Annotated in this window: 23 protein-coding genes; all 23 read right to left on the minus strand. The window is 41.7% G+C overall.

The window, feature by feature from the left end; genetic code table 11:
* Window positions 1–2: 2 nt before the first annotated feature.
* Window positions 3–548: a F0F1 ATP synthase subunit delta gene (locus tag GH754_RS07575; protein WP_153728125.1), complete on the minus strand. Its 546-nt coding sequence runs from the start codon at window positions 546–548 to the stop codon at window positions 3–5.
* Window positions 541–1,065 (minus strand): F0F1 ATP synthase subunit B, encoded by a 525-nt coding sequence (locus tag GH754_RS07580; protein ID WP_323741904.1) that lies wholly within the window; start codon window positions 1,063–1,065, stop codon window positions 541–543. The genes GH754_RS07575 and GH754_RS07580 overlap by 8 nt, the downstream gene beginning before the upstream one ends.
* A gap of 219 nt (window positions 1,066–1,284) precedes the next feature.
* Window positions 1,285–1,494, minus strand: a complete 210-nt coding sequence (atpE, locus tag GH754_RS07585) for a F0F1 ATP synthase subunit C (protein ID WP_153728127.1) — start codon at window positions 1,492–1,494, stop codon at window positions 1,285–1,287.
* A 49-nt stretch (window positions 1,495–1,543) separates the two neighbouring features.
* Window positions 1,544–2,266, minus strand: coding sequence for a F0F1 ATP synthase subunit A (gene atpB, locus GH754_RS07590; protein WP_153728128.1), 723 nt, complete (start codon window positions 2,264–2,266; stop codon window positions 1,544–1,546).
* Window positions 2,267–2,284: 18 nt separating this feature from the next.
* Window positions 2,285–2,656 (minus strand): ATP synthase subunit I, encoded by a 372-nt coding sequence (locus tag GH754_RS07595; protein ID WP_153728129.1) that lies wholly within the window; start codon window positions 2,654–2,656, stop codon window positions 2,285–2,287.
* Window position 2,657: 1 nt separating this feature from the next.
* A complete protein-coding gene (locus GH754_RS07600; RefSeq protein WP_153728130.1) occupies window positions 2,658–2,876 on the minus strand; it encodes an AtpZ/AtpI family protein in 219 nt (72 codons plus the stop codon).
* Window positions 2,877–3,004: 128 nt separating this feature from the next.
* Window positions 3,005–5,206 carry a S8 family serine peptidase gene (locus GH754_RS07605; RefSeq protein ID WP_153728131.1) on the minus strand — a complete coding sequence of 734 codons (2,202 nt, stop codon included), beginning with the start codon at window positions 5,204–5,206 and terminating at the stop codon, window positions 3,005–3,007.
* 280 nt (window positions 5,207–5,486) lie between these two features.
* Window positions 5,487–5,615, minus strand: a complete 129-nt coding sequence (locus GH754_RS19800; RefSeq protein WP_267206654.1) for a hypothetical protein — start codon at window positions 5,613–5,615, stop codon at window positions 5,487–5,489.
* A 106-nt stretch (window positions 5,616–5,721) separates the two neighbouring features.
* Complete coding sequence (upp, locus tag GH754_RS07610; protein WP_153728132.1) at window positions 5,722–6,351, minus strand: uracil phosphoribosyltransferase; 630 nt, start codon at window positions 6,349–6,351, stop codon at window positions 5,722–5,724.
* A gap of 174 nt (window positions 6,352–6,525) precedes the next feature.
* The gene (locus GH754_RS07615; protein WP_153728133.1) at window positions 6,526–7,278 is read right to left on the minus strand and encodes a hypothetical protein; all 753 of its coding nucleotides are present in this window, start codon (window positions 7,276–7,278) and stop codon (window positions 6,526–6,528) included.
* Window positions 7,275–7,985, minus strand: coding sequence for a hypothetical protein (locus GH754_RS07620; RefSeq protein WP_153728134.1), 711 nt, complete (start codon window positions 7,983–7,985; stop codon window positions 7,275–7,277). Before GH754_RS07620 ends, GH754_RS07615 begins: the two co-directional genes overlap by 4 nt.
* A 121-nt stretch (window positions 7,986–8,106) precedes the next feature.
* A complete protein-coding gene (locus GH754_RS07625; protein ID WP_323741905.1) occupies window positions 8,107–9,342 on the minus strand; it encodes a serine hydroxymethyltransferase in 1,236 nt (411 codons plus the stop codon).
* A gap of 72 nt (window positions 9,343–9,414) precedes the next feature.
* On the minus strand, window positions 9,415–9,996 hold the full coding sequence (locus GH754_RS07630; RefSeq protein WP_153728135.1) for a TIGR01440 family protein: 582 nt from the start codon (window positions 9,994–9,996) through the stop codon (window positions 9,415–9,417).
* Between the two features lie 18 nt (window positions 9,997–10,014).
* A complete protein-coding gene (gene rpiB / locus GH754_RS07635; RefSeq protein WP_153728136.1) occupies window positions 10,015–10,455 on the minus strand; it encodes a ribose 5-phosphate isomerase B in 441 nt (146 codons plus the stop codon).
* Between the two features lie 18 nt (window positions 10,456–10,473).
* A complete protein-coding gene (locus GH754_RS07640) occupies window positions 10,474–11,763 on the minus strand; it encodes a methyl-accepting chemotaxis protein (protein WP_153728137.1) in 1,290 nt (429 codons plus the stop codon).
* Between the two features lie 32 nt (window positions 11,764–11,795).
* Complete coding sequence (locus GH754_RS07645) at window positions 11,796–12,386, minus strand: low molecular weight protein arginine phosphatase (protein ID WP_153728138.1); 591 nt, start codon at window positions 12,384–12,386, stop codon at window positions 11,796–11,798.
* A gap of 549 nt (window positions 12,387–12,935) precedes the next feature.
* On the minus strand, window positions 12,936–13,481 hold the full coding sequence (locus tag GH754_RS07650; RefSeq protein ID WP_323741924.1) for a manganese efflux pump MntP: 546 nt from the start codon (window positions 13,479–13,481) through the stop codon (window positions 12,936–12,938).
* Window positions 13,482–13,548: 67 nt separating this feature from the next.
* The gene (locus GH754_RS07655) at window positions 13,549–14,592 is read right to left on the minus strand and encodes an L-threonylcarbamoyladenylate synthase (protein ID WP_323741906.1); all 1,044 of its coding nucleotides are present in this window, start codon (window positions 14,590–14,592) and stop codon (window positions 13,549–13,551) included.
* A gap of 385 nt (window positions 14,593–14,977) precedes the next feature.
* Complete coding sequence (locus tag GH754_RS07660) at window positions 14,978–15,406, minus strand: hypothetical protein (RefSeq protein ID WP_153728140.1); 429 nt, start codon at window positions 15,404–15,406, stop codon at window positions 14,978–14,980.
* A 170-nt stretch (window positions 15,407–15,576) separates the two neighbouring features.
* Window positions 15,577–16,209, minus strand: coding sequence for a stage II sporulation protein R (gene spoIIR, locus GH754_RS07665; protein ID WP_153728141.1), 633 nt, complete (start codon window positions 16,207–16,209; stop codon window positions 15,577–15,579).
* Between the two features lie 189 nt (window positions 16,210–16,398).
* Window positions 16,399–17,310: a peptide chain release factor N(5)-glutamine methyltransferase gene (gene prmC, locus GH754_RS07670; RefSeq protein WP_228550191.1), complete on the minus strand. Its 912-nt coding sequence runs from the start codon at window positions 17,308–17,310 to the stop codon at window positions 16,399–16,401.
* Window positions 17,270–18,340: a peptide chain release factor 1 gene (gene prfA / locus GH754_RS07675; RefSeq protein ID WP_153728142.1), complete on the minus strand. Its 1,071-nt coding sequence runs from the start codon at window positions 18,338–18,340 to the stop codon at window positions 17,270–17,272. Before prfA ends, prmC begins: the two co-directional genes overlap by 41 nt.
* 398 nt (window positions 18,341–18,738) lie before the next feature.
* Window positions 18,739–22,143, minus strand: coding sequence for a phosphodiester glycosidase family protein (locus tag GH754_RS07680; protein ID WP_153728143.1), 3,405 nt, complete (start codon window positions 22,141–22,143; stop codon window positions 18,739–18,741).
* Between the last annotated feature and the right edge of the window lie 306 nt (window positions 22,144–22,449).

Below are 22,449 nucleotides of genomic sequence, written 5' to 3' on the forward strand. Positions count from 1 at the left end.
TCTTATTTGTTTGCAGAAACCAGTTGACGTTCGATACGCTCTAGTTTACTACTTACTGTGCCGTCATAAATTCGGTTACCAATTTTCAGCTTAACGCCACCGATAATGGTCGGGTCAACAATGTTCGTAATGTGAAGAGCCTTCTTGTCTAGTTTTGCTGCAAACACTTTTTCTAGTGACTGCTTTTCATCATCTGATAACGCACGGACCGAATAAACTGTCGCTTCGGCAACTCCTTGCGCTTCATTATTCATTTGAATGAAAGCTTCAGTCATCGGGAGAATTTCACTTTCACGATGACGTTCAACCATAATGAGTAATGTGTTCAACAATTCCTTAGAAACATCTTTGAACGCATCCTTCAAAAGCTCTTTCTTCTTTTCTACTGGAATGCTCGGATGATTCAGGAATGTTTGTAGTTGTTCATTGTTTTGAAAAACCTCTTGAACACCACGAATTTCGATTTCTAGTGTATTTAACAACGATTTCTCTTGTCCTAGTTCAAAAAGAGCGGTGGAATAACGATTCGCTACAACAGAATTACTCATCGCTATCTCCTACCTCTTTTAAATATTCGTTGATCAATTTTTCTTGATCCTGCTCGGAAAGTTCTTTTTCAATTACTTTGCTAGCAATGCGAACGGACAAGGAAGCCACTTGATCTTGCAAGGCTGTAATAGCTTTTTCTTTCTCTTGCTCGATTTCTTGACGAGCGGATTCTTTTATACAATCTGCTTCTGTACGAGCAGCAGTAACGATTGATTGCTCTTGTTCTTTAGCTGTTTGCTTTGCTTCTTCAATGATTGCCTGAGCCTCTTGTCTAGTATTCTTAATACTATCCTGTGCCTCTTTCGCTAAGCGTTCAGCTTCTTGACGATTTTTCTCAGCAGTATCGATTTCATTTGCAATGTGATCTTCACGCTCTTTCATGATCCCCATTAAAGGACCCCAAGCGAATTTTTTCAAAAGAGCTAATAGTATAATGAAGGTAATTAGTGAAACGGCAATATCGCCACCGTTCAAACTAAATCCAGCATTTAACACAAGTACGCTTGTATCTAACACGCCACCCACTCCTTTCGCCAATTGTTTTGATTTAGGCTTTACATTCGAAAAACTTGGTCGACCAAGTCCTTATGGCGAAAGCCTTTTTACTTTGATACGTTTTGCTATTATGATGTCTAGCTGCGGCTGCCAGTCGCCTCCGCTTTTCGTTGTCATAAAGGAATGGCGAAGTTAAAAAGCTGTTACTCCGCCATTTTGTTGAATTTTAGATGATGGTCGTTACATTACCATAAATGCGATAACAACCGCGATGATTGGAAGTGCCTCAACCAACGCAACACCAATGAACATTGTTGTTTGAAGAGCACCACGAAGTTCTGGTTGACGTGCGATACCCTCAACTGTACGACTTACGATAAGACCGTTACCAATACCTGCACCTAGTGCGGCTAAACCTACTGCAATTGCTGCTGCTAATGCTCCTGACATTTCAAATTCCTCCTCATATTTTCAAAATTAGTTTTTGTTGATTATAAAATTAATGGTCATGACTCACTTTGTGTGCCATATACACCATTGTTAACATTGTAAAGATAAATGCTTGAATTGCACCTATAAATAAACTAAATCCTTGCCAAGCTAACATCGGAATAATACCACCGATGAACCCACCTACCCCAGATGTCATCAATCCAGCCAGTAGGCCTAAGAGAATTTCACCTGCGTAAATGTTACCAAATAGACGAAGACCTAATGTCAACGTATTGGCAAATTCCTCAATAATCTTAAAGGGTAGCATAAATGGGAGTGGCTTTAAAAAGCCTTTTGCATACTCTTTAGCACCTTGCATTTTGACACCGTAATAGTTTGTTAGAACAATAATCATAACGGCGAGTGACAAGGTAATCCCTGGGTCAGATGTAGGTGACTTCCACCATAGCTCATGGTCCACACTAATCATCATAATAACCCCTAAAATGTTGCCAACGAAGATGTATGTAATCAACGTTAACCCTAAAGGAAGAAACTGTTTACCAGTTTTCCAATCCATATTGCCACCAATAATGCCTTTTACAAAATCAATAAGCCATTCCATAAAGTTCTGTAGCCCAGTCGGTTTCCGCTGAAGGTTCCGACTTGCTAGGACACCTAGCGTAAAGACAATAAGTGCTGTAATTATCATCATTACTACGTTGGAAAGGTTAAAATCCAACCATGAGATGCCAAACACGTCTTCTTTAATGGGTGCTCCGTGATCCAAGATAATTCACCTCACTTCCTAGGGTTTAGATCTTTGTGATGTAACAAAAAAATCTATCATAATGACAAAATAAATCGTCATTAATCCAATAACAACTGCTATCATATGGAAATGTTGCGGATAGCGGAGTGCAATCAAAACCGCGAGTACTGCACTAGCAAATCGTGAAAAAGTACCAAGTGCTCGTGCTGTCACTTGCTTCGCTGCTGCTTGTCCTACTTGGTTAACCTTGCGTTGCAAAAGCCAGAGGTTAAAAAAACTGATTGAGGAGCCTAATAGTAGACCTAAAAATATGTCTGGATAAGGCGTGAGACCCCACCCTAAGACAAAGAGGGCCAGTACATAAAGCATCCATTTTCTTTGACGATTGACCATAACCTTATATTGCATGTCAGAGATCTCCTGTGTACTTGTTAACTAAATAAATTGTGCCATAAACTCCTGCACCTAATCCAATCATAAGGCCAATAATTAAAAATAATGGCGATAATCCAAGTTTTTGATCAATCCATCGACCGAAAAATATGCCGACAAGCGTGCACCCTGACAAGTTTGAAACGATTGCACTCGTCAACGCAATAGCGTGAAATGGCTTTTGATTTTTCCCCATTATATAAGCCCCCATCTTGTGGGTTCCAAACGTGTGATAAGGGCATACTGAAAGCCCTATCACACACCTAGATTAGCATACAATAGTAGCTATTTTCTGTCAATAAATATGGTGCAAATTTCGAGTCCCTAAGGAAAGAGTTGAAAATCTGTCACAAATGAGCTGTAATCTGAGCCATTTAGTACCTTGACAAGCGCTATATAATGCTCTCTCCCCACTTTTGCTTTCGGCATAATCCCACTAAACATTCCAGCCTTTACATCATTTTCCTCCACGATCGTCTTTATATATCGTAAGGAGTAGGGGTCATATAAATCAACAGTGAGCTTATCCGCACCATCCGGCAAATACATACGATATTTCAATTGCTCATCCTCGAACGGAGAAACCGATAATTCTAGTCCTTCGATTTTTGGATAATCTGCTGTTTGATTCACAAATAAATAAGGCAATTTCATTGGATTGTTTTCATTATATAATGTTATCCAGCCTTGATGTAGCCCTTTTTTCAAATTTCCAGAATTAACCCGTAATTCTACTTTTATGGATTTCTTTTCCTTTGGCTCTAAATAAAAGGTTTGAGGCAAATGCCAGGTCATACCGGGATGGTTTTGTGGTATATCAAATCGAAATTTTTTCTCTTTATCTGAACGATTTTCAATCACTAGCTCCGCAGTTTGCGTTTGGTTCCGTTCATTTACCTTTCCTAACGCTAAACGACTTCCGTATACCATAACATCAGGATTGATGCTCTTTTCAGGCTGAATTGAACCCATCCCTTGTTCAATCGGAAAATATAGACTTCCTACTTTATTACGGAATGGTTTTGTTGTTGAGAGAACCGCAGCTTTGAGCTTTTTTGGCCCCCAGTCCGGATGAGCTTCCTTAATCAGCGCTAAAACCCCTGCAACATAAGGCGACGCCATACTCGTTCCCTGTAACTTTTGATATCCTCCTCTAGGTACCGTACTCGCAATTTGAACCCCTGGAGCTATTATCTCAGGCTTTATATCCCAGTTGGCCAAAACCGGTCCTTTTGAGCTAAAGGTTGCTAGCTTATCCTCCTGATGTTGATAAGCTGTGTGGAGCCACCTCTGTTTATTCATTTGCTCCATCAACCATTTCCCATCCTTCTGATTAACAGCTGCAACAGGGATTGATGTTGGCATTGTTAAACCGCCCTGAAGCTCCCCTTTTTCATTGTTGTAAATAATGACACCAACTGCACCGGCCTCTTCTGCTAGTTTCACTTTTTCTGAGAATGGAATTTCCCCGCGCTTAAACACGACAATTTTTCCTTGGGCATCTGTTGGAGGCTCTTTTCCTAGTCCTCCATCAACGAGTTTATAAGGCTTTGTAAAATCCCAAGCCGGGGAACCTTGCATCATAGCAAGTGGAATTTTTTTATCCTCCAACGGAACTGACACATAAGGAATATTTAACTCTGTGATGGAGGCGCCGACTGATAGAGCCTTCACCGATGTAGCAGGGGATGAAACCGTCCATTTTCCTGGCCCTTCGTTTCCATTGGCAATCACAACCGCAACGCCCATATCAATCGCTTTATTAACCGCTACACTTGTCGGCCAATCCGGACTGTTCACCGTACTCCCTAGAGAAAGGTTGATGATATCCATACCATCTTCAACAGCACGTTCAATCGCCGCAATAATGCCGACCGATGAACCCACACCACCTGGGCCAAGTGCTCGGTAACTGTGAATCTCCGCGTTAGGCGCAACCCCTTTCATTTCACCATTTGCTGCGATAATTCCCGCAACATGTGTACCATGCAAGGTAGCCGCGCCCTGCTCAGGAAGTGTCTCCATAGGGTCATCATCGAAATCCACCAGATCATAGCCCCCTTGGTAAACGTTGGCTAAGTCTGGATGTTCATAATCAATCCCCGTGTCAATCACCCCAACCTTGACTCCTTTCCCCGTGTATTTGGACTTCACAGGCCGTTGTGGAGGCTCAATTTTGTTTTTTGAGTTTTCACTAGATTGGGGCATTGGTGTAGGCACCTTGTATGTAGTGGTTGGATGTACATGTTTAATAAAGTCCTCTTTATCAATATTGTAAACATCCTTAGTTGTTCCTTTAATGGCTAAAGCATTCAGGATGGTGTCATACACCTGTACAACCTCAACAAACGGATGATACTTCTCAATGTACTCCTTCCACTTGTGCGGATCCCCATCCACCTCTACAATCATGGAAACCTCTTCGCCAAGTGCGTGTGTTTGATTAGGTGAAAATGTGCTTAAAGGTAGAGCTGTGATTAATAGTAGAATGATGATTGGTTTGATCAATTTTTGTAGTGTGTTCATAGTTCAGGTCCCCTAGTCTTTGCTTTTTGGCATTAGTTTTTGCAAGTTGAGGGGGTTTTATGCTTTGAAATTTCCGACTGGTAGACTGATGGCGGGGTTCAGCATTTTTCGGGTGGACTTTAGTTTTTGCATGAATTATTTTAGCTTTTCACTGGGGGTCTTTAGTTAATTACAGGGATTCTTTAGCATATCAAGGGGGCTTCAGCATATTGCTGTAATATTCAGCATTTGGGGAATGTGGTTTAGCTTTTACTGAGTTGCCTTCAGCATTTAGTAAACTTTATTTTTTAATCATGTTTATAGCATTTGAAGCTCGTCCTTCAGCGTAGTCGGTAAAAACTTCAGCAAATTGACGATGAACTTTAGCATAATCACTGTACTTCAGCATTTTCACCGAGATTTTTGGCAAAAAAAGTACCATCTTCAGCACGCGTCTGGCCAGGGTTAACACTTCATTTCCTATCAATAAAAAAGCCTGAATCAAAAAACTAGATTCAGACTTCACTATCGAAAAACTACTTCGTTCCATACAACCGATCGCCAGCATCTCCTAATCCCGGGATGATATAGCCTTTTTCATTAAGCTTTTCATCTAAGGCTGCTAGATAAATATCCACATCTGGGTGTTCTTCCTTCACGGCTTCGACTCCCTCTGGTGCTGCAATTAGGCACATGAGACGAATTTGCTTAGCGCCACGCTTTTTCAACGCTTCGATGGCCACGTTAGCAGATCCACCAGTAGCAAGCATTGGGTCGATAACAATTAATTCACGTTCTTCAATGTCAGATGGTAATTTCACATAGTATTCAACAGGCTGTAAGGTTTCTGGGTCACGATATAAACCGACGTGGCCTACTTTTGCTGTTGGAATGAGGCCTAAAATTCCATCTGTCATACCAAGACCTGCACGTAAAATCGGAATGAGTCCAAGCTTTTTCCCTGCTAGTACTTTGGAGTTTGCCTCTGAAACAGGAGTTTGAACGTTTACCTCTTGAAGCGGTAAATCTCTCGTAATTTCAAACGCCATCAAAGTCCCTACTTCATCAACAAGCTCTCGAAATTCCTTCGTTCCCGTTCTTTTATCACGAATAAATGTCAATTTATGCTGGATTAATGGATGATCAAACACGTACACTTTTCCCATGAACCGAACTCTCCTTTATTTAAAAGTTATATCCTACAAATTGTACTGAAATCCGACATTTCTTTCAAGGAATAGCTGGATTTCAGAAATATTTGATTACGAATGGGACGGAGGGACAGGTCCTTTGTCCCAGTGGGACGATGGACCTGTCCCCCTGTCCCACGAGGACAATCCCTATTCCGCAGCAACCTCAAGCTCCGATTCATTTAAAATATGCACAAAATCTGTTTCCACATCCCCATCTGAAAACGTATTCCCATTCACAGATTGCTCTGGAAATGTTTCTTGATTTGACTCGTCATATGGAATCCAGCCGATATAGATGGAATGATCCGGCATCCAACTGGAAAACAGTTTATCAGGTTGCCTGGCTTGCATCACTTTTGCATTTGCCTCTTTAATTGCAGCCCATTTTTGCGGAAACTTCAGCACACCATAAGACTTCTCTTCAAGCGAAACCTTTTTCTCCAGCTGAATTCGCGGCGTATAGTGATGGTTTCCTGCAGTGATTTGATATCCTCGCTTTCGAATTAGATAAAATTTCATATAACGAAGACGATCATTAGGATGCATATTCCAAATAATATGGAAGGTTGATGGATCTTTTTTATCTACTTTCCATATCATTGGTTCCCCGGTGGTATCAATCTTTTTCACCTTCCACTTGTACATGTCCCATACCCAATAACTAAGCCCATACTCATTATTTTTAGAAATAAACGGGACAAATACATGCTTATCATCGAGTTGAATGGTGTTCTGTATTTTTTCGGCATTTGCTCTCGTGAAAACTTCATTTATTTCGGTAACCAATTGATTTTTCGTTGGCAGAGGAGATGGTTTTGAAAAATACATCCAGTAAATAGCAGCTAAAATAATTACAATTAGAACAATCCCTAAAGTTAGTTTTCTCTTTTTAGTCATCATTCATTTCCCTCCTCTAACAACGATTGATCGGAGCGAAAATAGCGCTGCTTTTCAGGTGTCAGGATAAGTAATCCTTTTCCGTCGTCCTCAAGGTAAATGATTGCTTGACTGCCACTTCCCCATTTGGGTGTTGCATTAACTAGCTGGTACGGGAACCTTTCATTCACTTCTTTTGAGTCATTTCTAGTTAAATCATAGTACCAATCATCACTAGAAATAGTTGATTTCTGTAATCGTTCTATTCCATCTAAAAGGGTGTCTTTTTTGAGTGATACATCCTGACCTGAAGGATGGATGGTTATGAAATAAGCCTCTTCTACACCAGCAATATATGTATCTATTTCATTCTGAGGGTAGATGGCCTGATGCACCGGCGTCGAGATAAGCGAAAATAGTAAAAATATAAAATTTGCACCAAATCCAAGCCAAGCAAAACGACGGTAGATTTCCCATCTCCCCTCTTTTGAATTCAAAATAAAATATAAAATCCATACCCCAAGTGGTAGAATAGATAGTCGAACTGCCTCACCAAACAGGTTAAAGTTGAAGGAGAAAGAAAACATCCCAATCCAAAATACAATTAAAATTTTCCACCCTTTTGGTTTAACCCGCCGCTTATTATAAAGACGATAAATGAGATATACGACTATTCCCCACGCTAAAGCTCCTGATAAAACCTCGATAAGATTAATATTTTGAAAAGCCAAATACTCACCCACTTCCTTCTAAATCGGGACAGGGGGACAGGTCCGTTGTCCCAGTGGGACGATGGACCTGTCCCCCCGTCCCACAAAAAAGACTGGCGCCTAAGCCAGTCTTTATCAATCATTATTCATACAAAGGAAACTTCGCAGTCAAAGCAGCTACACGCTCTTTCACCTCTTCAAGTTTCGCTTCGTCTTCAACATTTTTCAAGGTAAGAGAAATGATTGCTGCAATCTCATCCATCGCGTTAAGATCAAAGCCACGAGTGGTCACTGCTGCTGTTCCAATTCGTACACCACTTGTTACAAATGGACTTTCAGGATCAAACGGAATGGTGTTTTTGTTTGCGGTAATCCCAATTTCATCAAGTGCCTTCTCCGCAACTTTTCCAGTTAACCCAAGTGGGCGAACATCTAGTAATAGGAGGTGATTATCTGTTCCGCCTGAAACGACACGCACTCCTTCTTTGGTAAGTGCCTCGCCTAGTCGTTTCGCATTGTCTACGATATTTTGAGTATAGGTTTTAAACGCTGGCTCAAGGGCCTCTTTAAAGGCAACTGCTTTTGCCGCAATAATATGCATGAGTGGTCCACCCTGCATGCCAGGGAAAACAGATTTGTCTACTTTTTTCGCAAATTCTTCTTGGCAAAGAATCATTCCACCACGTGGTCCACGTAATGTTTTATGAGTAGTCGTCGTCACAAAGTGGGCATGTGGGACTGGATTCGGATGAAGTCCTGTTGCAACAAGCCCTGCAATGTGTGCCATGTCTACCATTAAGTAAGCTCCAACCTCATCAGCAATTTCGCGGAATTTCGCAAAATCAATCTCTCGAGGGTAGGCACTTGCTCCAGCAACAATTAGCTTTGGCTGAACCTCTTTGGCCTTAGCTAAAACAGCGTCATAATCAATTTGTTCACTATTTTCATCAACGCCATAATCAACAAAATTATATAGGGTACCACTAAAGTTTACTGGACTTCCGTGGGTTAAGTGTCCACCATGGTTCAGGTTCATCCCTAAAACGGTGTCACCAGTCTCAAGTACCGTAAAATACACAGCCATGTTTGCTTGGGCACCTGAGTGCGGCTGAACATTGGCGTGATCTGCTCCGAATAATTCCTTCGCACGATCACGGGCTAAGTTTTCAGCTACATCAACAAATTCACAGCCACCATAATAGCGACGACCTGGGTAGCCTTCTGCGTATTTGTTGGTTAGTACGGAACCTGCTGCCTCCATAACCGCTTCTGATACAAAGTTTTCCGATGCAATCAGTTCAATTTTATCCTGTTGACGCTTCTTTTCCTTTTCTACTGCTGCTAGAATTTCAGGGTCTACGTTTTTTAAATGCTCCACGATTTCTCCTCCTCACATTTTGAAAAAAGGTTGCTAGGTCTATTCGAAAAATTCTCCACTTTTAGTATAACATTACTCGCAAGTATCTCCAGAGGAATCTGGGATTTGATAGACGGCTCTCTGTCCCCCAATGAGCTTGGGTCTTGTGTAGGCTGCCGTTACATGGGCTTTGCCGATATTTTTTCTTGATAATCTCACTGGGACTGCCACGGATTTTAAGTGCATACCAATAAAGGTGTCCCCAATATCCATTCCCGCATGGGCGCTGATGGACTCTACTAGCACAGGGTCATCCATGTGTCTATACGCATAGGCGGCCATCGAACCTCCTGCACCAGGAATGGGAACCGCCGCAACCCTGGTTAGGTTATATTTCTCCATCACCATTCGTTCGACCACAAGAGATCGGTTTAAATGCTCGCAGCACTGAAAGGCAAGCTCTACACCAGTTTGTTGCTTCAAGACTTGTAGCTCCGTAAAAATTGTTTCAGCAATCTGCTCACTTCCCGAGGTGCCGATTCGTTCACCGGCTACTTCACTAGTGGAGCATCCTAAAAGAAATACATGTCCCGATTTCAATTGATCAAGGGAAGCCCAATCTTGAACAAGCTCATTTAGGTGCGATTTGATTTCTGTAATAAGTTGATCTGTCATGGTAATCACTACCTTAAACTATTTATTTTCATATTCAGCGATTTTACCAATACGATTTTCGTGACGGCCACCTTCAAATTCGGCCTCAAGCCAAGCTTTTACAATTTCACGTGCCAATCCTGGGCCAATTACTCTCTCGCCCATCGCAATGACATTGGCATTGTTATGAGCCTTTGTCATTTTCGCACTAAACACATCGTGGACAAGTGCACAGCGAATCCCTTTTACTTTATTGGCCGCAATCGTCATGCCAATACCTGTTCCACAAATTAAAATGCCTAAATCATAGTCGCCATTTGCCACTTTTTCGGCTGCCGGAATCCCGTAATCGGGATAATCAACAGAATCCTCGCAATCACAGCCCATATCATCAAAATCTACTCCCATTTCAGAAAGCAGGTTACCAATTTCAGTGCGCAGATTTATTCCACCATGGTCTGAAGCTAATACAAGTTTCATACAGGTCACATCCTTCTGTTATTTTTCAAACTTATGAATTTGCTTGTTTAAACTTTCCGCATGCTGTTCTAGATGAGTAGCGAGATGACTAATTTTTTGGACAACTGCACTTTGTTCTTGGATGGATGCACTGACCTCTTCGGTTCCAGCTGTGGTTTCTTCAGCAATCGCTGCCACTTCTTGAGATTGTCTAGTTGTCGCTTCCATGGTTTCTAACTGCTGGTCCATTAAGTCAGAGATATGACCAACAACCTCAGCTACTTCATTGACTGAAGCAGAAACCTTCTCAATCGCCGTATTCGACTCTTCACCTTTTTTTGCCTCTTGCCGGGCAAATTTCACCTGTTGCTGAATCCGCTCCACAACTTCATTGACGTCCGTTTGAATGTTCGAAATAAAACCTGAAATGTTATGGACAGCCGTAGCACTTTCATCGGCAAGTTTGCGTACTTCCTCTGCGACTACCGCAAACCCACGTCCATGTTCACCCGCTCTTGCCGCTTCGATGGATGCGTTAAGAGCTAGTAAATTGGTTTGATCGGCAATTTCACCCACAAGAGAGATGATTTTTTCTACTTCCTGCGCATTTTTCTCAAGACGTTCTACCGCTTCCAATGACGTTTCCTGTTCTTTAGAAATATTTTGTACACTGGAAACCAGCTCTTGAATAATGGCCTTTGACTGATCTAAGGTACCAATCATCCCTTGCGATAACGAACGAGAGTGCTTAGCTTTTTCTTGAACCTCTCCCGCGACAATGGTTGCATCTTCAATGGACTGTGCTGTTTGCAAAATCGAGGAGGAGGAGTTCTCCGCCCCTGATGCAATTTCGCCAACAGTTTGGGCTATGGTGTTCGCTTGATTCTCCGCATTTGTTAAAGAATCTTTAATCGCGCCAACCGATTGATTGGTTTGGTCAAAGTTTTTCTCAATATTGGTGATAATATCACGCAAACTAGCAAGCATTGCGTTAAAAGCAAGCCCCAGTGAACGGATTTCATCATCCGACTTTGAGACCTGAACGTCCTTCGCGATATTCCCATCTGCTGCTTGATGTGCAGCATCCCTTAAGGTTAATAACGGCTTGGTTAACATTTGAGCAGCAAAATAAGCAAGTATTCCAGACCACAAAATCCCCATGAATAGAACCATAACCGTATACAATTGCTCCGATATTCCTAGGTAGGCCTGAATCTGGCCAGAAAAGGCGTAAATAAACAGAGCACTTGTACCATATGTAATGACCGCTAATACTGTAGTAAAAATAACAAGCTTAATCCGTAAGCTAAAGCGATGTTTTTCCTTCATCCCGCATCCCCCAATTCGAATTCCCAAAAAAGCTATTTTTCTCTATTGTCTATCTTTTGCAGAAGAAGTTCAATATATTTTTCCAGTTCAGAAAGGGTTTTTCGATAGATGTTCACATCTCCGCCAAAAGGGTCCTGAATATCCACATTGTCGAGCTGTCTTTCCAGCTCCATGATTTCCTTTTGCGTCTCCTTCATTTTGTTCTCCAGCTGTTGGTCCTGATTCGCCTGGAATAACGCCCGGTCCGTTTCGAGCGCCGCATAGGCTTCCTTTAGCTGATTCCAAATCTGTTGCTGTTCGTCGTCTACATATTCTTTTAAGGTAAAAATTTTGTTCTCAGCATTTGGGAACTGCATGAGTATGGACTGCTTGTGGTTCATCGTCATCGTTAAAATGAGATCCGCCCACTCGATTAATTGAGGGGTAATCGGTTGTGATTGATGCTGACAATCAATCCCCTTTTGGGACAGTACATCCTTTGTTCCCTGGGAAGCAGACTGTCCATGACCTGCGAAAATTCCAGCTGATTGAACATTTATATATACATTTTTATGCTTCAGCAATGCCTCAGCCATCGGACTGCGACACGTATTTCCGGTGCAAACAAATAAAATATTTTTCATGAAGCCGAACCTCCATTTGGTACTCTCTTTTGTCTTAAATATATCATTTGGGCGGGGTGGGTGTCACTTTTTGCGAAGGGGATTGATATGGTGTGGGATGTGCTGAAGATTGGGGTGCTTTGGCTAAGGTTTATAGGCTTTTTGCTAAAAAAGTACTTTATAAGCTAAAGACGTCTTGAAATGCTAAAGAACGACTTGTGGATGCTAAAGATTCGGGGGAGGGTGCTAAAGTTTCCGATTCATGTGCTGAAGCTAAGGTCTATTTTGCTAAACTCGCACTCCCGCCTATGTACTCCTACTCCGGATGCTGAAGATACTCCTCCAAATGCTAAAGTTAGAAAATAAATACTAAACTTCCAGCCAAATGCTAAAGTCTGAGATGGTTTAACTAAAGTTGCCTTTCCATTCGCTAAAAAAGCACTTGTAAATGTCAAAAGACACTAAACAAATGCTAAAGCACGCCTCCCACCGCCACGGTCATAAACCCCCACAAAAACAAAAAGCCCCCCACTCATCCACATCGGACAAGTGACAGGCCTCACTGCTTGTCTACAAAATCAACTGCAATCCAAACGCACATAAAATACTTCCACCCAGCATTTCACTATAGGAGCCGAGTAGTGCGGTTGCTTTTCGTGCAAGTAAGAATCCGAGCCAGGTTAAAACAGCACTGGCTGAGCCAAATAATATTAGAGCTACGATTGTTTTGACTCCGTACATTCCTAAGCTTAGCCCCACGGAAAAGCTGTCTAAGCTTACGGTAAAAGCAAACACGAATAGGCCAAAGCCGTTCACTAATTTCGTGTTCCGTTCATCTGAAAAGGAACCGATAAACATCTGGATTCCTAAAACGATTAGTAGCACTCCGCCCATTAATGCCGCGAAGGAGCCAAATTGTTTGGATAGAATATTTCCGAGCAGCATCCCTAAAAAGGGCATAACCATATGAAAGATTCCAATTAAAATACCGATAATTGCAATTTTACGTAGGCGCAGATTAAGCATTCCCATTCCGAGGCTCACCGAAAAAGCGTCCATGCCAATTGCGATTGCCATTAAGGATAGGGTTAGCCATTCGCCAATAATATATGAAATCATGTGAAACCTCCTCGGACATGCTAAAAACAATATATGCGAGGAGGATAAGCTTTAGAATAAATGATTATATCTTTATAATTTTAGACGACGCTTTTTCCAAACGATTCATTACGGCAACCCCTAAACCTTTCTTCGTAAAGGTTTCACCAAGAATGACATCTACATTTTCACGATTAAAGGTCCTTAGCACATCGTAAATTTGCTGGGCGACCTCGCGCAAATTTTCCCGAGATCCACAGCTTTTCACAATCGCATGCTGGTAATGTGCTGCGTTTTCTTCACTTGCCATAACACCAACGTTTAGACCGTCCTGATTCAGTCGGTTTATTTCTTGCTGCATTGCATCAGCACTACCCTCTACTAACCAAAAAGGAGCATTCGGTGCATAATGGGTGTATTTCATTCCCGGCGATTTCGGTTGCTCCTCTTTATTTTCCACAGCAGAATCTGTGCTCACAGTCTCAACAACTTGCTCTAACTCTTCTTTTGTCACGCCACCAGGTCGTAAAATCACCGCTTGTTCACCTGTGCAATCTACTACAGTTGATTCAACCCCAACTCCAGTCGGTCCGCAATCCACAATTCCGTATACACGGCCAGCTAAATCATCGTACACGTGCTGAGCCGTTGTGGGACTTGGTCTGCCCGACCGATTAGCACTTGGCGCAGCTACAGGTACTTGGCTAGCTGTTAACATCGCTTGTGCAACAGGATGATCAGGTATTCTTACCCCCACTGTGGATAAACCTGCTGTTACATTGTCCGCCGAAGCACCGTTACTATTTAAAATCAACGTAAGAGGACCTGGCCAAAAGGCTTCCATTAGTTTTAACGCCATATCCGGAATATCCTCTACCACTTGTTCCACTTGCTCAATTTTAGCAATGTGAACAATGAGAGGATTATCCCCAGGACGACCTTTTGCTTGAAAAATTTTATCCACTGCTGAATGGCTGGTCGCATCAGCGCCCAAACCATAAACGGTTTCAGTAGGAAAAGCAACCGTTTCTTGTCTCCTGATTGCCTCAGCTGCTGCTATTATTTTTGAGTTATTCACATCTATTTTTTCGTCTTGTACATTCCAGTATTTTGTTTCCATTTCACTCATTGTGGGCACTCCTATTTCTATTTTCCCTTTCTATTATGTGCTTGATGGCTTGTATACGCAAGTTAGGCTTTCTCTGCAGGGTCTGCGACAGTGGTTATGAATCCTTTAGTCAGGGATTAGAACCTTTATAGCTATGACCTGAACATGAGCGGGCTGCAAATGAACTGTTTACAAATTTATTGAACCGTTCCGTTAAATAATGAGTACGTTCGCCAAAAATTACTCCTGATAAAGAATTATTAAACATTTAATTAAAGAATTACAATAATGAAATGTTCATTTAACCCCTTCTCGCCCACAATTAAAATTTTGCCATCTTTCTAGTAGCTACCCACAACAGTTATGCACAACTTATCCACAATATCCACCTACAACCCACAGTTTATCAACAATACTTATCCACATCTCTTGATAACTCTACAGCTGATATCCACCAATTCCCCTCTTCATCTACACTAAGGGGCTCATTTTGATTCATTTTTTCAAAGCCCCATGTCTGAAAAAGAGTGTCCGTTGAGGAATTATGGCTATATACCATAAGTTGTTGATAGCCTGATTGTGCAGCGTCCTCCTTAATCCAATCAATTAACACCATCAGAAGTCCTGCATTTAACTGCTCCGTAAAATATAACGTACGCAACCAGCCCTTTTCGTTCAATACCGGAACAATGGCATAGAATCCTTTCTTTTCGCCCTTAATTTCTATGAATCTACCATACTTATGCAGCTCATCCTTTGAGGATTGCTTGTCCCATTGTTCGCCAAAAAAGTCCCTTACCGTTGCTCGATCATTCGCCAACACAATCTTAATCATAAAAATATCACTCCCGGATTTTCATTTCTACTTTACTCTATGAAAATAGGGAGTGATTTATGATATTTAAAAGTTTTATAATCTCTCTAAATTGAGTTATCTAGAAAAGCCACGTCCAGCTGCAGGGCCTAGCGCTCGGGGATGACCGAGGCCCTTCCCCTTTCGCTCTTTTAAAAAAGATTTTTAACCCAACCTATAATACTATCAAACCATGTGATAAGGAAAAATTGCACTTCAACTTTCTTTTCATTTTCTTTAACCTCTTGGTTCTCTTCTAAATGTTCGTCTTTTTCCTCATCGTCCGCAACGGTTGTACCATTCGAGAAGTCTAAAAAGCAAAGTGGCGGGAAGAGTACGCACCACCAGTTATCGCCTTTTCCATCGCCAATCGTAATGAGTAAAGCTTCATAGATTCCACCTGGATATACCTTACCACCATAAACCTTAGTAGGGAACTGAACATCTCCAAACTCTAGATCAAACGTTTGATTGATATTTTTTTCCGCTAAAGTCTGTTCTACGATTTTCTCTATTTCTCCTAAACGAGATTCTATTAATTCACGAGCTGAGGAAATAGAGTTTAAGTCGTTCACCCATGTTGTAATCTCTGCATTCACCCTATCACGAATCTCGCGCTTAAGTTCTTGATCCTTTTCACTATTTGAATGAGCTAGAATCCGCAGGCGAATCGATTCATCTGGGATCACCTTATACTCCGAATTCTGCTCCTGCTTTCCAGACCCAATCATCGGATTATAAAAAATAATAAATGCTGAAACAAATAAAAAGATAACCTTCTTCATCGTTCTGCCCCCTTAACCCTTCTTGGTCATCAGTATGGGCAGATGTTTTCATATCTAAACGTATGAAATCATATTTTTTTAGATTGATAGAAAGATTATTAAAAATGCATCACTTTTTAACAAGGTGTGAGCAATAGGAGCTATCAGGAATGTAACCATAAAACCTGTGGATAAAGTTACCCACAGGTTTTATTTCATCCAACTATATACAATTCGATCCTTCTGATTAATGTCTTGCATGACTTTCGGCTCTGCTTTTGGAAACTTATGCTTAATAATTTCCTGGACTGCAACTCCCTGTTGATGACCGATTTCGAAGGCGACAAGTGCCGGACGATTCATCACTTCAGGCAACTGACTGACAATTTTTTTATATGCAGCAAGCCCTTCATCCTCTGCAAATAGAGCTAGCTTCGGATCATGCTTACGTACAACATCATCCAAAGAAGTCTCGTCCTCAGGTGAAATATAGGGTGGATTCGAGACAATGACATCAACCCTTTGTCCACTTTCAACCAATGGACTTAAAAAATCCCCCTCTACAAATTCCACATCAGCATTCAAATCTTGAGCATTTTGTTTGGCTGTTTGTAAAGCATCCTTTGAGATATCCACAGCTTTTACATGTAAAGCTGGAAGTTCTTTTTTTAAGGTAATGCCAATGATTCCAGATCCCGTACCAATATCAACAACCAAAATCTCATCATCCTTGGAAAAGCCGGCTTTTATTTCCCGTAAAACCAATTCCACTAATTCCTCTGTTTCTGGGCGTGGAATCAACACGTGTGGGTTCACAGCAAATTTTCGACCATAAAAATATTCATAGCCGATCAGATGCTGCACCGGCGTCCCTTTATCCACATGTTGATAAATGCCTTCCATAAAGGTTTCTTGGATATCCTGTGGAAAATCATCCTGCATGGCTGCGAGTAGCTGAGATTGGGACATCGACAATAGGTGCATTAAAAGAATGTCAGCTACTCCTTTTTCACACCCATGCTCCTGCAAAAAAAGAGAAGCCCAGTGGCGGGCTCCCCAAATGGTTGTAAACTGCTCCACATTACTCACCAATTTCTTCAAGCTTTTTCGTTTGTTCTTCAATGATTAGTGCGTCCACGATTTCCCCAAGCTTACCTTCAAGGATTTGGTCGAGCTTTTGAATCGTTAAGCCAATACGATGGTCTGTGACACGATTTTGTGGGAAGTTATACGTACGAATACGCTCAGAACGATCTCCAGTTCCAACAGCTGACTTTCTGGATTCATCATATTCCGCTTGGGCTTCTTTTTGGAACTTCTCATAAATACGAGCACGCAATACCTTCATCGCTTTTTCCTTGTTTTTAAGCTGAGATTTTTCATCCTGACAGGAAACCACAATTCCGGTAGGCTCATGAGTTAGTCGAACCGCAGACATCGTAGTGTTAACACTTTGTCCCCCTGGTCCACTGGAAGCAAAGGTGTCGACACGAATATCCTTTTCATGAATGTCAACCTCTACTTCTTCAGCCTCTGGAAGAACAGCGACGGTAGCTGTTGAGGTGTGAATACGTCCACCAGATTCTGTCTCTGGAACGCGTTGCACACGGTGAGCGCCATTTTCATATTTAAGCTTCGAAAAGGCCCCATTCCCGTTTACCATGCAAATCATTTCCTTATAACCACCAACATCTGATTCGTGATATTCAATGACCTCGACTTTCCAGCCTTGTGCTTCCGCATAGCGAGAATACATGCGATATAGGTCACCAGCAAATAAAGCTGCTTCATCTCCACCTGCAGCGCCACGAATTTCCATGATAACGTTTTTATCATCATTTGGATCTTTCGGAATCAATAAAATCTTCAGCTTTTCTTCTAGCTCTTCTTTTTCAGTTGATAGTCCATCAATTTCTTCCTTCACCATGTCTTGCATGTCATCATCTAAATTATCCTCTAGCATTGTCTTCGCATCAGAAAGCTCTTCTTGAACTTCTTTATAGCGACGATAATTTTCCACTACTTCTTGTAAGTCAGCTTGTTCTTTGGAGTATTCACGTAGTTTTTTTGTATCATTAATCACTTCAGGATCACTGAGCATCTCATTTAACTTTTCATAACGATCCTCAAGGGCTTGTAGTTTATCTAACATGTTTTCCACCTCTTCTTCTACTAAACATACTCATTATATTATAGGGAGTGCGATATGGTCAAAGGGAGCTGTTGAGTGTAGATTTTTTAACATGGCCTTTATGTACATCACGTCAGCTTTAGGGGTATTCAAGTCAACCCCAATTATAATTAAGTCATAAATAAGATAAATACCAGTCGGTGGCAATGATATTTCTGCCACTCTTCACGGTTATTCTGTCACTTTACATCATTCCCGTCGGCTTACGAAAGAATCACGTCACAATCATAATTATTCAAGTCATCATCCCTATTTATCAAGTCCGTTCCGCTCTCTACCACCTAGCTTCACACCGCCATAAAAAAAGACCTAACAGCAGAAAAAACTCTGCCATTAGATCTTTACCTTAGTCAAAACTGCTACTTAACTTCAATTTCCATTTCAGCATCCATGTTATTGGAAGTTACCTTAATGGAAAACGCTCCTCTCGCTAATGCTGTTAATTCGTTCGTTGCTGTATTGAACGACGCGGTGTATTTTCCGGATTCTTTTGCCTTCTGAAGCTCTGCACCTGAACCGACAAACACATTCTCATCGCCTTCCCAAAGAACGGAAGCGGGATATTCCAGTGGAAAGTCTAAACCACTCTGCTGATGGCCTGTTGCCTGAATTTCCACCGTCTCTCCTACTGCTAATTCCTCTGGAGCATCCATTGTAATGGCTTCTAATAACGGTCGAACCTCTGCCTGAATCCACTCTGTTCCTCTAACCTTGCTATTCCCTGCTGCCTCTTCAGGTCCAGCTGCTTTTTCCTGAACTGGAGTAGGATCTACCCCAAACATCGTCCAGGCATAAAAACCTCCATTTGTTGGAGAACCATACGGAGATTTCCCTGATGAACCTACCACCATATACGGAACTCCCTCTACACGTTCCACATTTACGGTATGTGCGTGACCACTAACATACATGGCCCCTTTTCCTTTAGAGCCCTCTCGAAATTCAGTCAGCCATGTCTCAATGAGGTCAGCTTCTTTTCTATCTGATAGCTGGCTATTTTTCGTCGGCAGCGGATCTCGCGTTGGGTGATGACCAAACACAACTACATTATTGATCGATGGGTTTGTTGCTGCATCATTTAACGATTTCTTTAATTCTATCAATTGCTCAAAATCACTCGTTCGGAAGCTTCCTGTAGACGTATCAAGTAAAATAAATCTTGTTCCCTTATGATCAAAGGTGTAGCGATTTTCTTCAAATACTTTGAGGAAGTGATCAAGGTTTCCAGGGCCGGCAATTTCATGATTACCCGGGATATAGTAGACAGGAAACGCATCGCCTACTTCCTCCTCTAACACTTGTTTTGCCAATTCAAAATCCTCTTTCCATGCTGAATCTACTAAGTCACCATTTATAACTAAAAATTCAGGATCCTCAGCAACAATTTGTTGTAAGGATTCTCTTGCCATTTTTTCTTGTGAGCTATTTGAAGTGCTGGCTTTAAACTGACTATCAGCCAACACAGCAAATTTCCAACGATCTTTACCCATCACTTCATTTTGCATAACAAGTGGGTCTTCCTGATCCTTGCTTTGTTCAGGAAAATCAATAGCTGGAGGTACTTCCACCGTTAAGTCATCGAAAATGAGTTCTCCGGTATACTGATCATTTTGGTTCGTCTCAACTGGGTAAATCCGCCATAGTTTAACAGGGTATTGGATTCCATCAGGTAACGTGGCTTCAACATGTTTCCATCCCGTCCAATTTACTTCATCGGCTAATGTTAACGTGTAATTCGTGCCCGTCGCATCCTCAATAACGGTTCGGAGCCATGCGCCGTTACCATCACCATGAACCCACAAGCCCATTTTTTGTACATCACCTGGGAGCTCTATTCTTGGAGATGCTTGTAAGTAAGCGGCACGAGTAGCGGTTGTTGTTGTAAAATCATAGCTTAACTGTATGCCATTTCCTTCTCGACCTGGAACTACATCCATTGAAGCTCCTACACTAGAAGGATATTTCGTAGACGACCAACCTTCACTAGATTCAAAATTAGACACATTTTCGGTGGTTAACCCAATGGTTACAGGCAGGTGTGTCTCTTTTCCTTGTGTAGTTATAGAAATGGTTGTAGATGCGCCGTCCTGTATAGGTTTAACCGTATATCCACCATCAGCGGATTTTTTTACTTCAATCACTGATTGATTATACTCAAGCTCCAAATCCCTCGGTTCAATCGGTGCAGAATACCCATTTTTGTCATAACCAATCACGGAAAAACTGCTCTCTCTCCCCATTTCCATTCCAAGTGAGGATTCCGTTGCTTCCAATCGGTCTAACTCTCCTAGCACAGTGAGTTTTGAGGTTCCTTTAGCTGATTCTATTTGTGCTTGAGCAACGGCTTTGCCAGCTTTTTTAGCGTGAAATATTCCCTTTTGATCAAATTCCCCAACATCGCCAGGAAGTGCTTTCCACTTAATTCCCTCTGTCTCTACTGGTGAATAGTTTTCATCATATCCTAGACCGACAAACTTTCTACTTAGTCCAGGAAAAACCCTGTGGCTGTGCTCGGAGTCAATTGCTGGCTCCACAGCAAAATTTGCTAATTCGCCGCTTCCAGCTTCAGCAAAAATACCGATTCCATTTGGGATTTCACGCTCAGCTCCATCAGAAGGGTTATTGACCACTTCCGTATTTTCCTCACCGGGCTTACGAGCAATCATTGTTGATGAACCTCCACCATCAATGTTTAGTGCTTGGTGTGCATCGTATTCCTTCATTAGTTCTCCTAATTCCTTATAGGTCATTCCACGGCTATCTGTCTGACGCCCATCCACTAATGCGAGAATCATCGTTTTTCCATCTTCAGAAAAGCCAACAGCTGTCCTTGGAGCCGAAGTACGGTCATCTAAATCAGCTGGTACCTCACCATTTTCGACCAGTTTTACATTTCCACCAACTGCAAATTCCATCAATGTTTCTCCATCCACTTTCGGAGCATAAGAAACTTTTATTGGATCACCAACAGCAAGTTTCTCCAATTGATTGGCCCCATCTTCACGACCCACTAGGATAAAACTGTTCTCATCAATTGGTCCTTGTCCTGTTTGGTCAGATACCTTCACAACTTTCCCGTCCTTAATCTCTACTTCGATGACTGGGCTTCCCCCTCCAGGGCGTTCAGCCTGTCCCCAAACAGACGTATACAATCCAATACCATTTGCAGGAATGCCAGATTGATTAAAGGCCGCTAATGGAACCTCTCCAGTTGGAAGTTTTATTGTACCTTCTAAAAAAAGATCAGTGATTTGCCCAATTTCCTGTTCATTTACTCCTGCTGTTAGGGTATGTGAGCCCTGTGGACCCTTTAATAATGTTCCATTTTGAATCATGGACCCTAACGGCGCTTTAGTATCATTGATATCAAAAAAGTCCCCATTTACCGCGCCGACAGCACCCGCCTCGTTTGCCATTTCTGAAAGTGGCTTAGCATCTGTAATGACACCTGGAAAAAGTAGATCTGTTGATATGGCATCATTTGTTAAATCCACCGTCATTACTTCCCCGTTTAACCAGCCTCTAGCATCAAAACGTTCAAAGCTATGAAGCTGAATCCCTGGTGCGATTGTGGTTGTTTCCTCATTTGCTAAAAGTGTTTTCCCAGACGGTCCCACCGTAACAATAGGCTCTGTACGATCTGAAGATGATCGGGCATCAGACACTGGGTTCGTTTTTGCCTTCACATGCACTGCAGGTATAAAGGATACCATAGCAACATTTGCCGCCAACAACATACTTAACCACCGTTTTCTATTAATCACAATCTCCCCTCTCTATGATTTATTCATGGCTATTCTAGCAAATAAATATTAAGAAAATGATAGAATTTTGTGAATTTTAGTAGGGCAAAGGTATCAATTTTTCTTCTAGTTCTAATAGAGTGGATAGTAGATTCTCTAAGTGAGATGTTGTTCCAGTCAGATCCATTATTTATCACGTTGACTTCTTGTTTAATCTGGTCAACTTGCTTCCTTTTCAAGTCAAAAGTCTCCCGGATTCAGTCTCAACATTTATGTAAAAAAAATAATTCAGTCAAAAACGCTTTTAATTAAGTCACTTCATTATGG

It is taken from the genome of Salinibacillus xinjiangensis (genome assembly GCF_009649735.1).
GTDB classification, from domain to species: domain Bacteria; phylum Bacillota; class Bacilli; order Bacillales; family Alkalibacillaceae; genus Salinibacillus; species Salinibacillus xinjiangensis.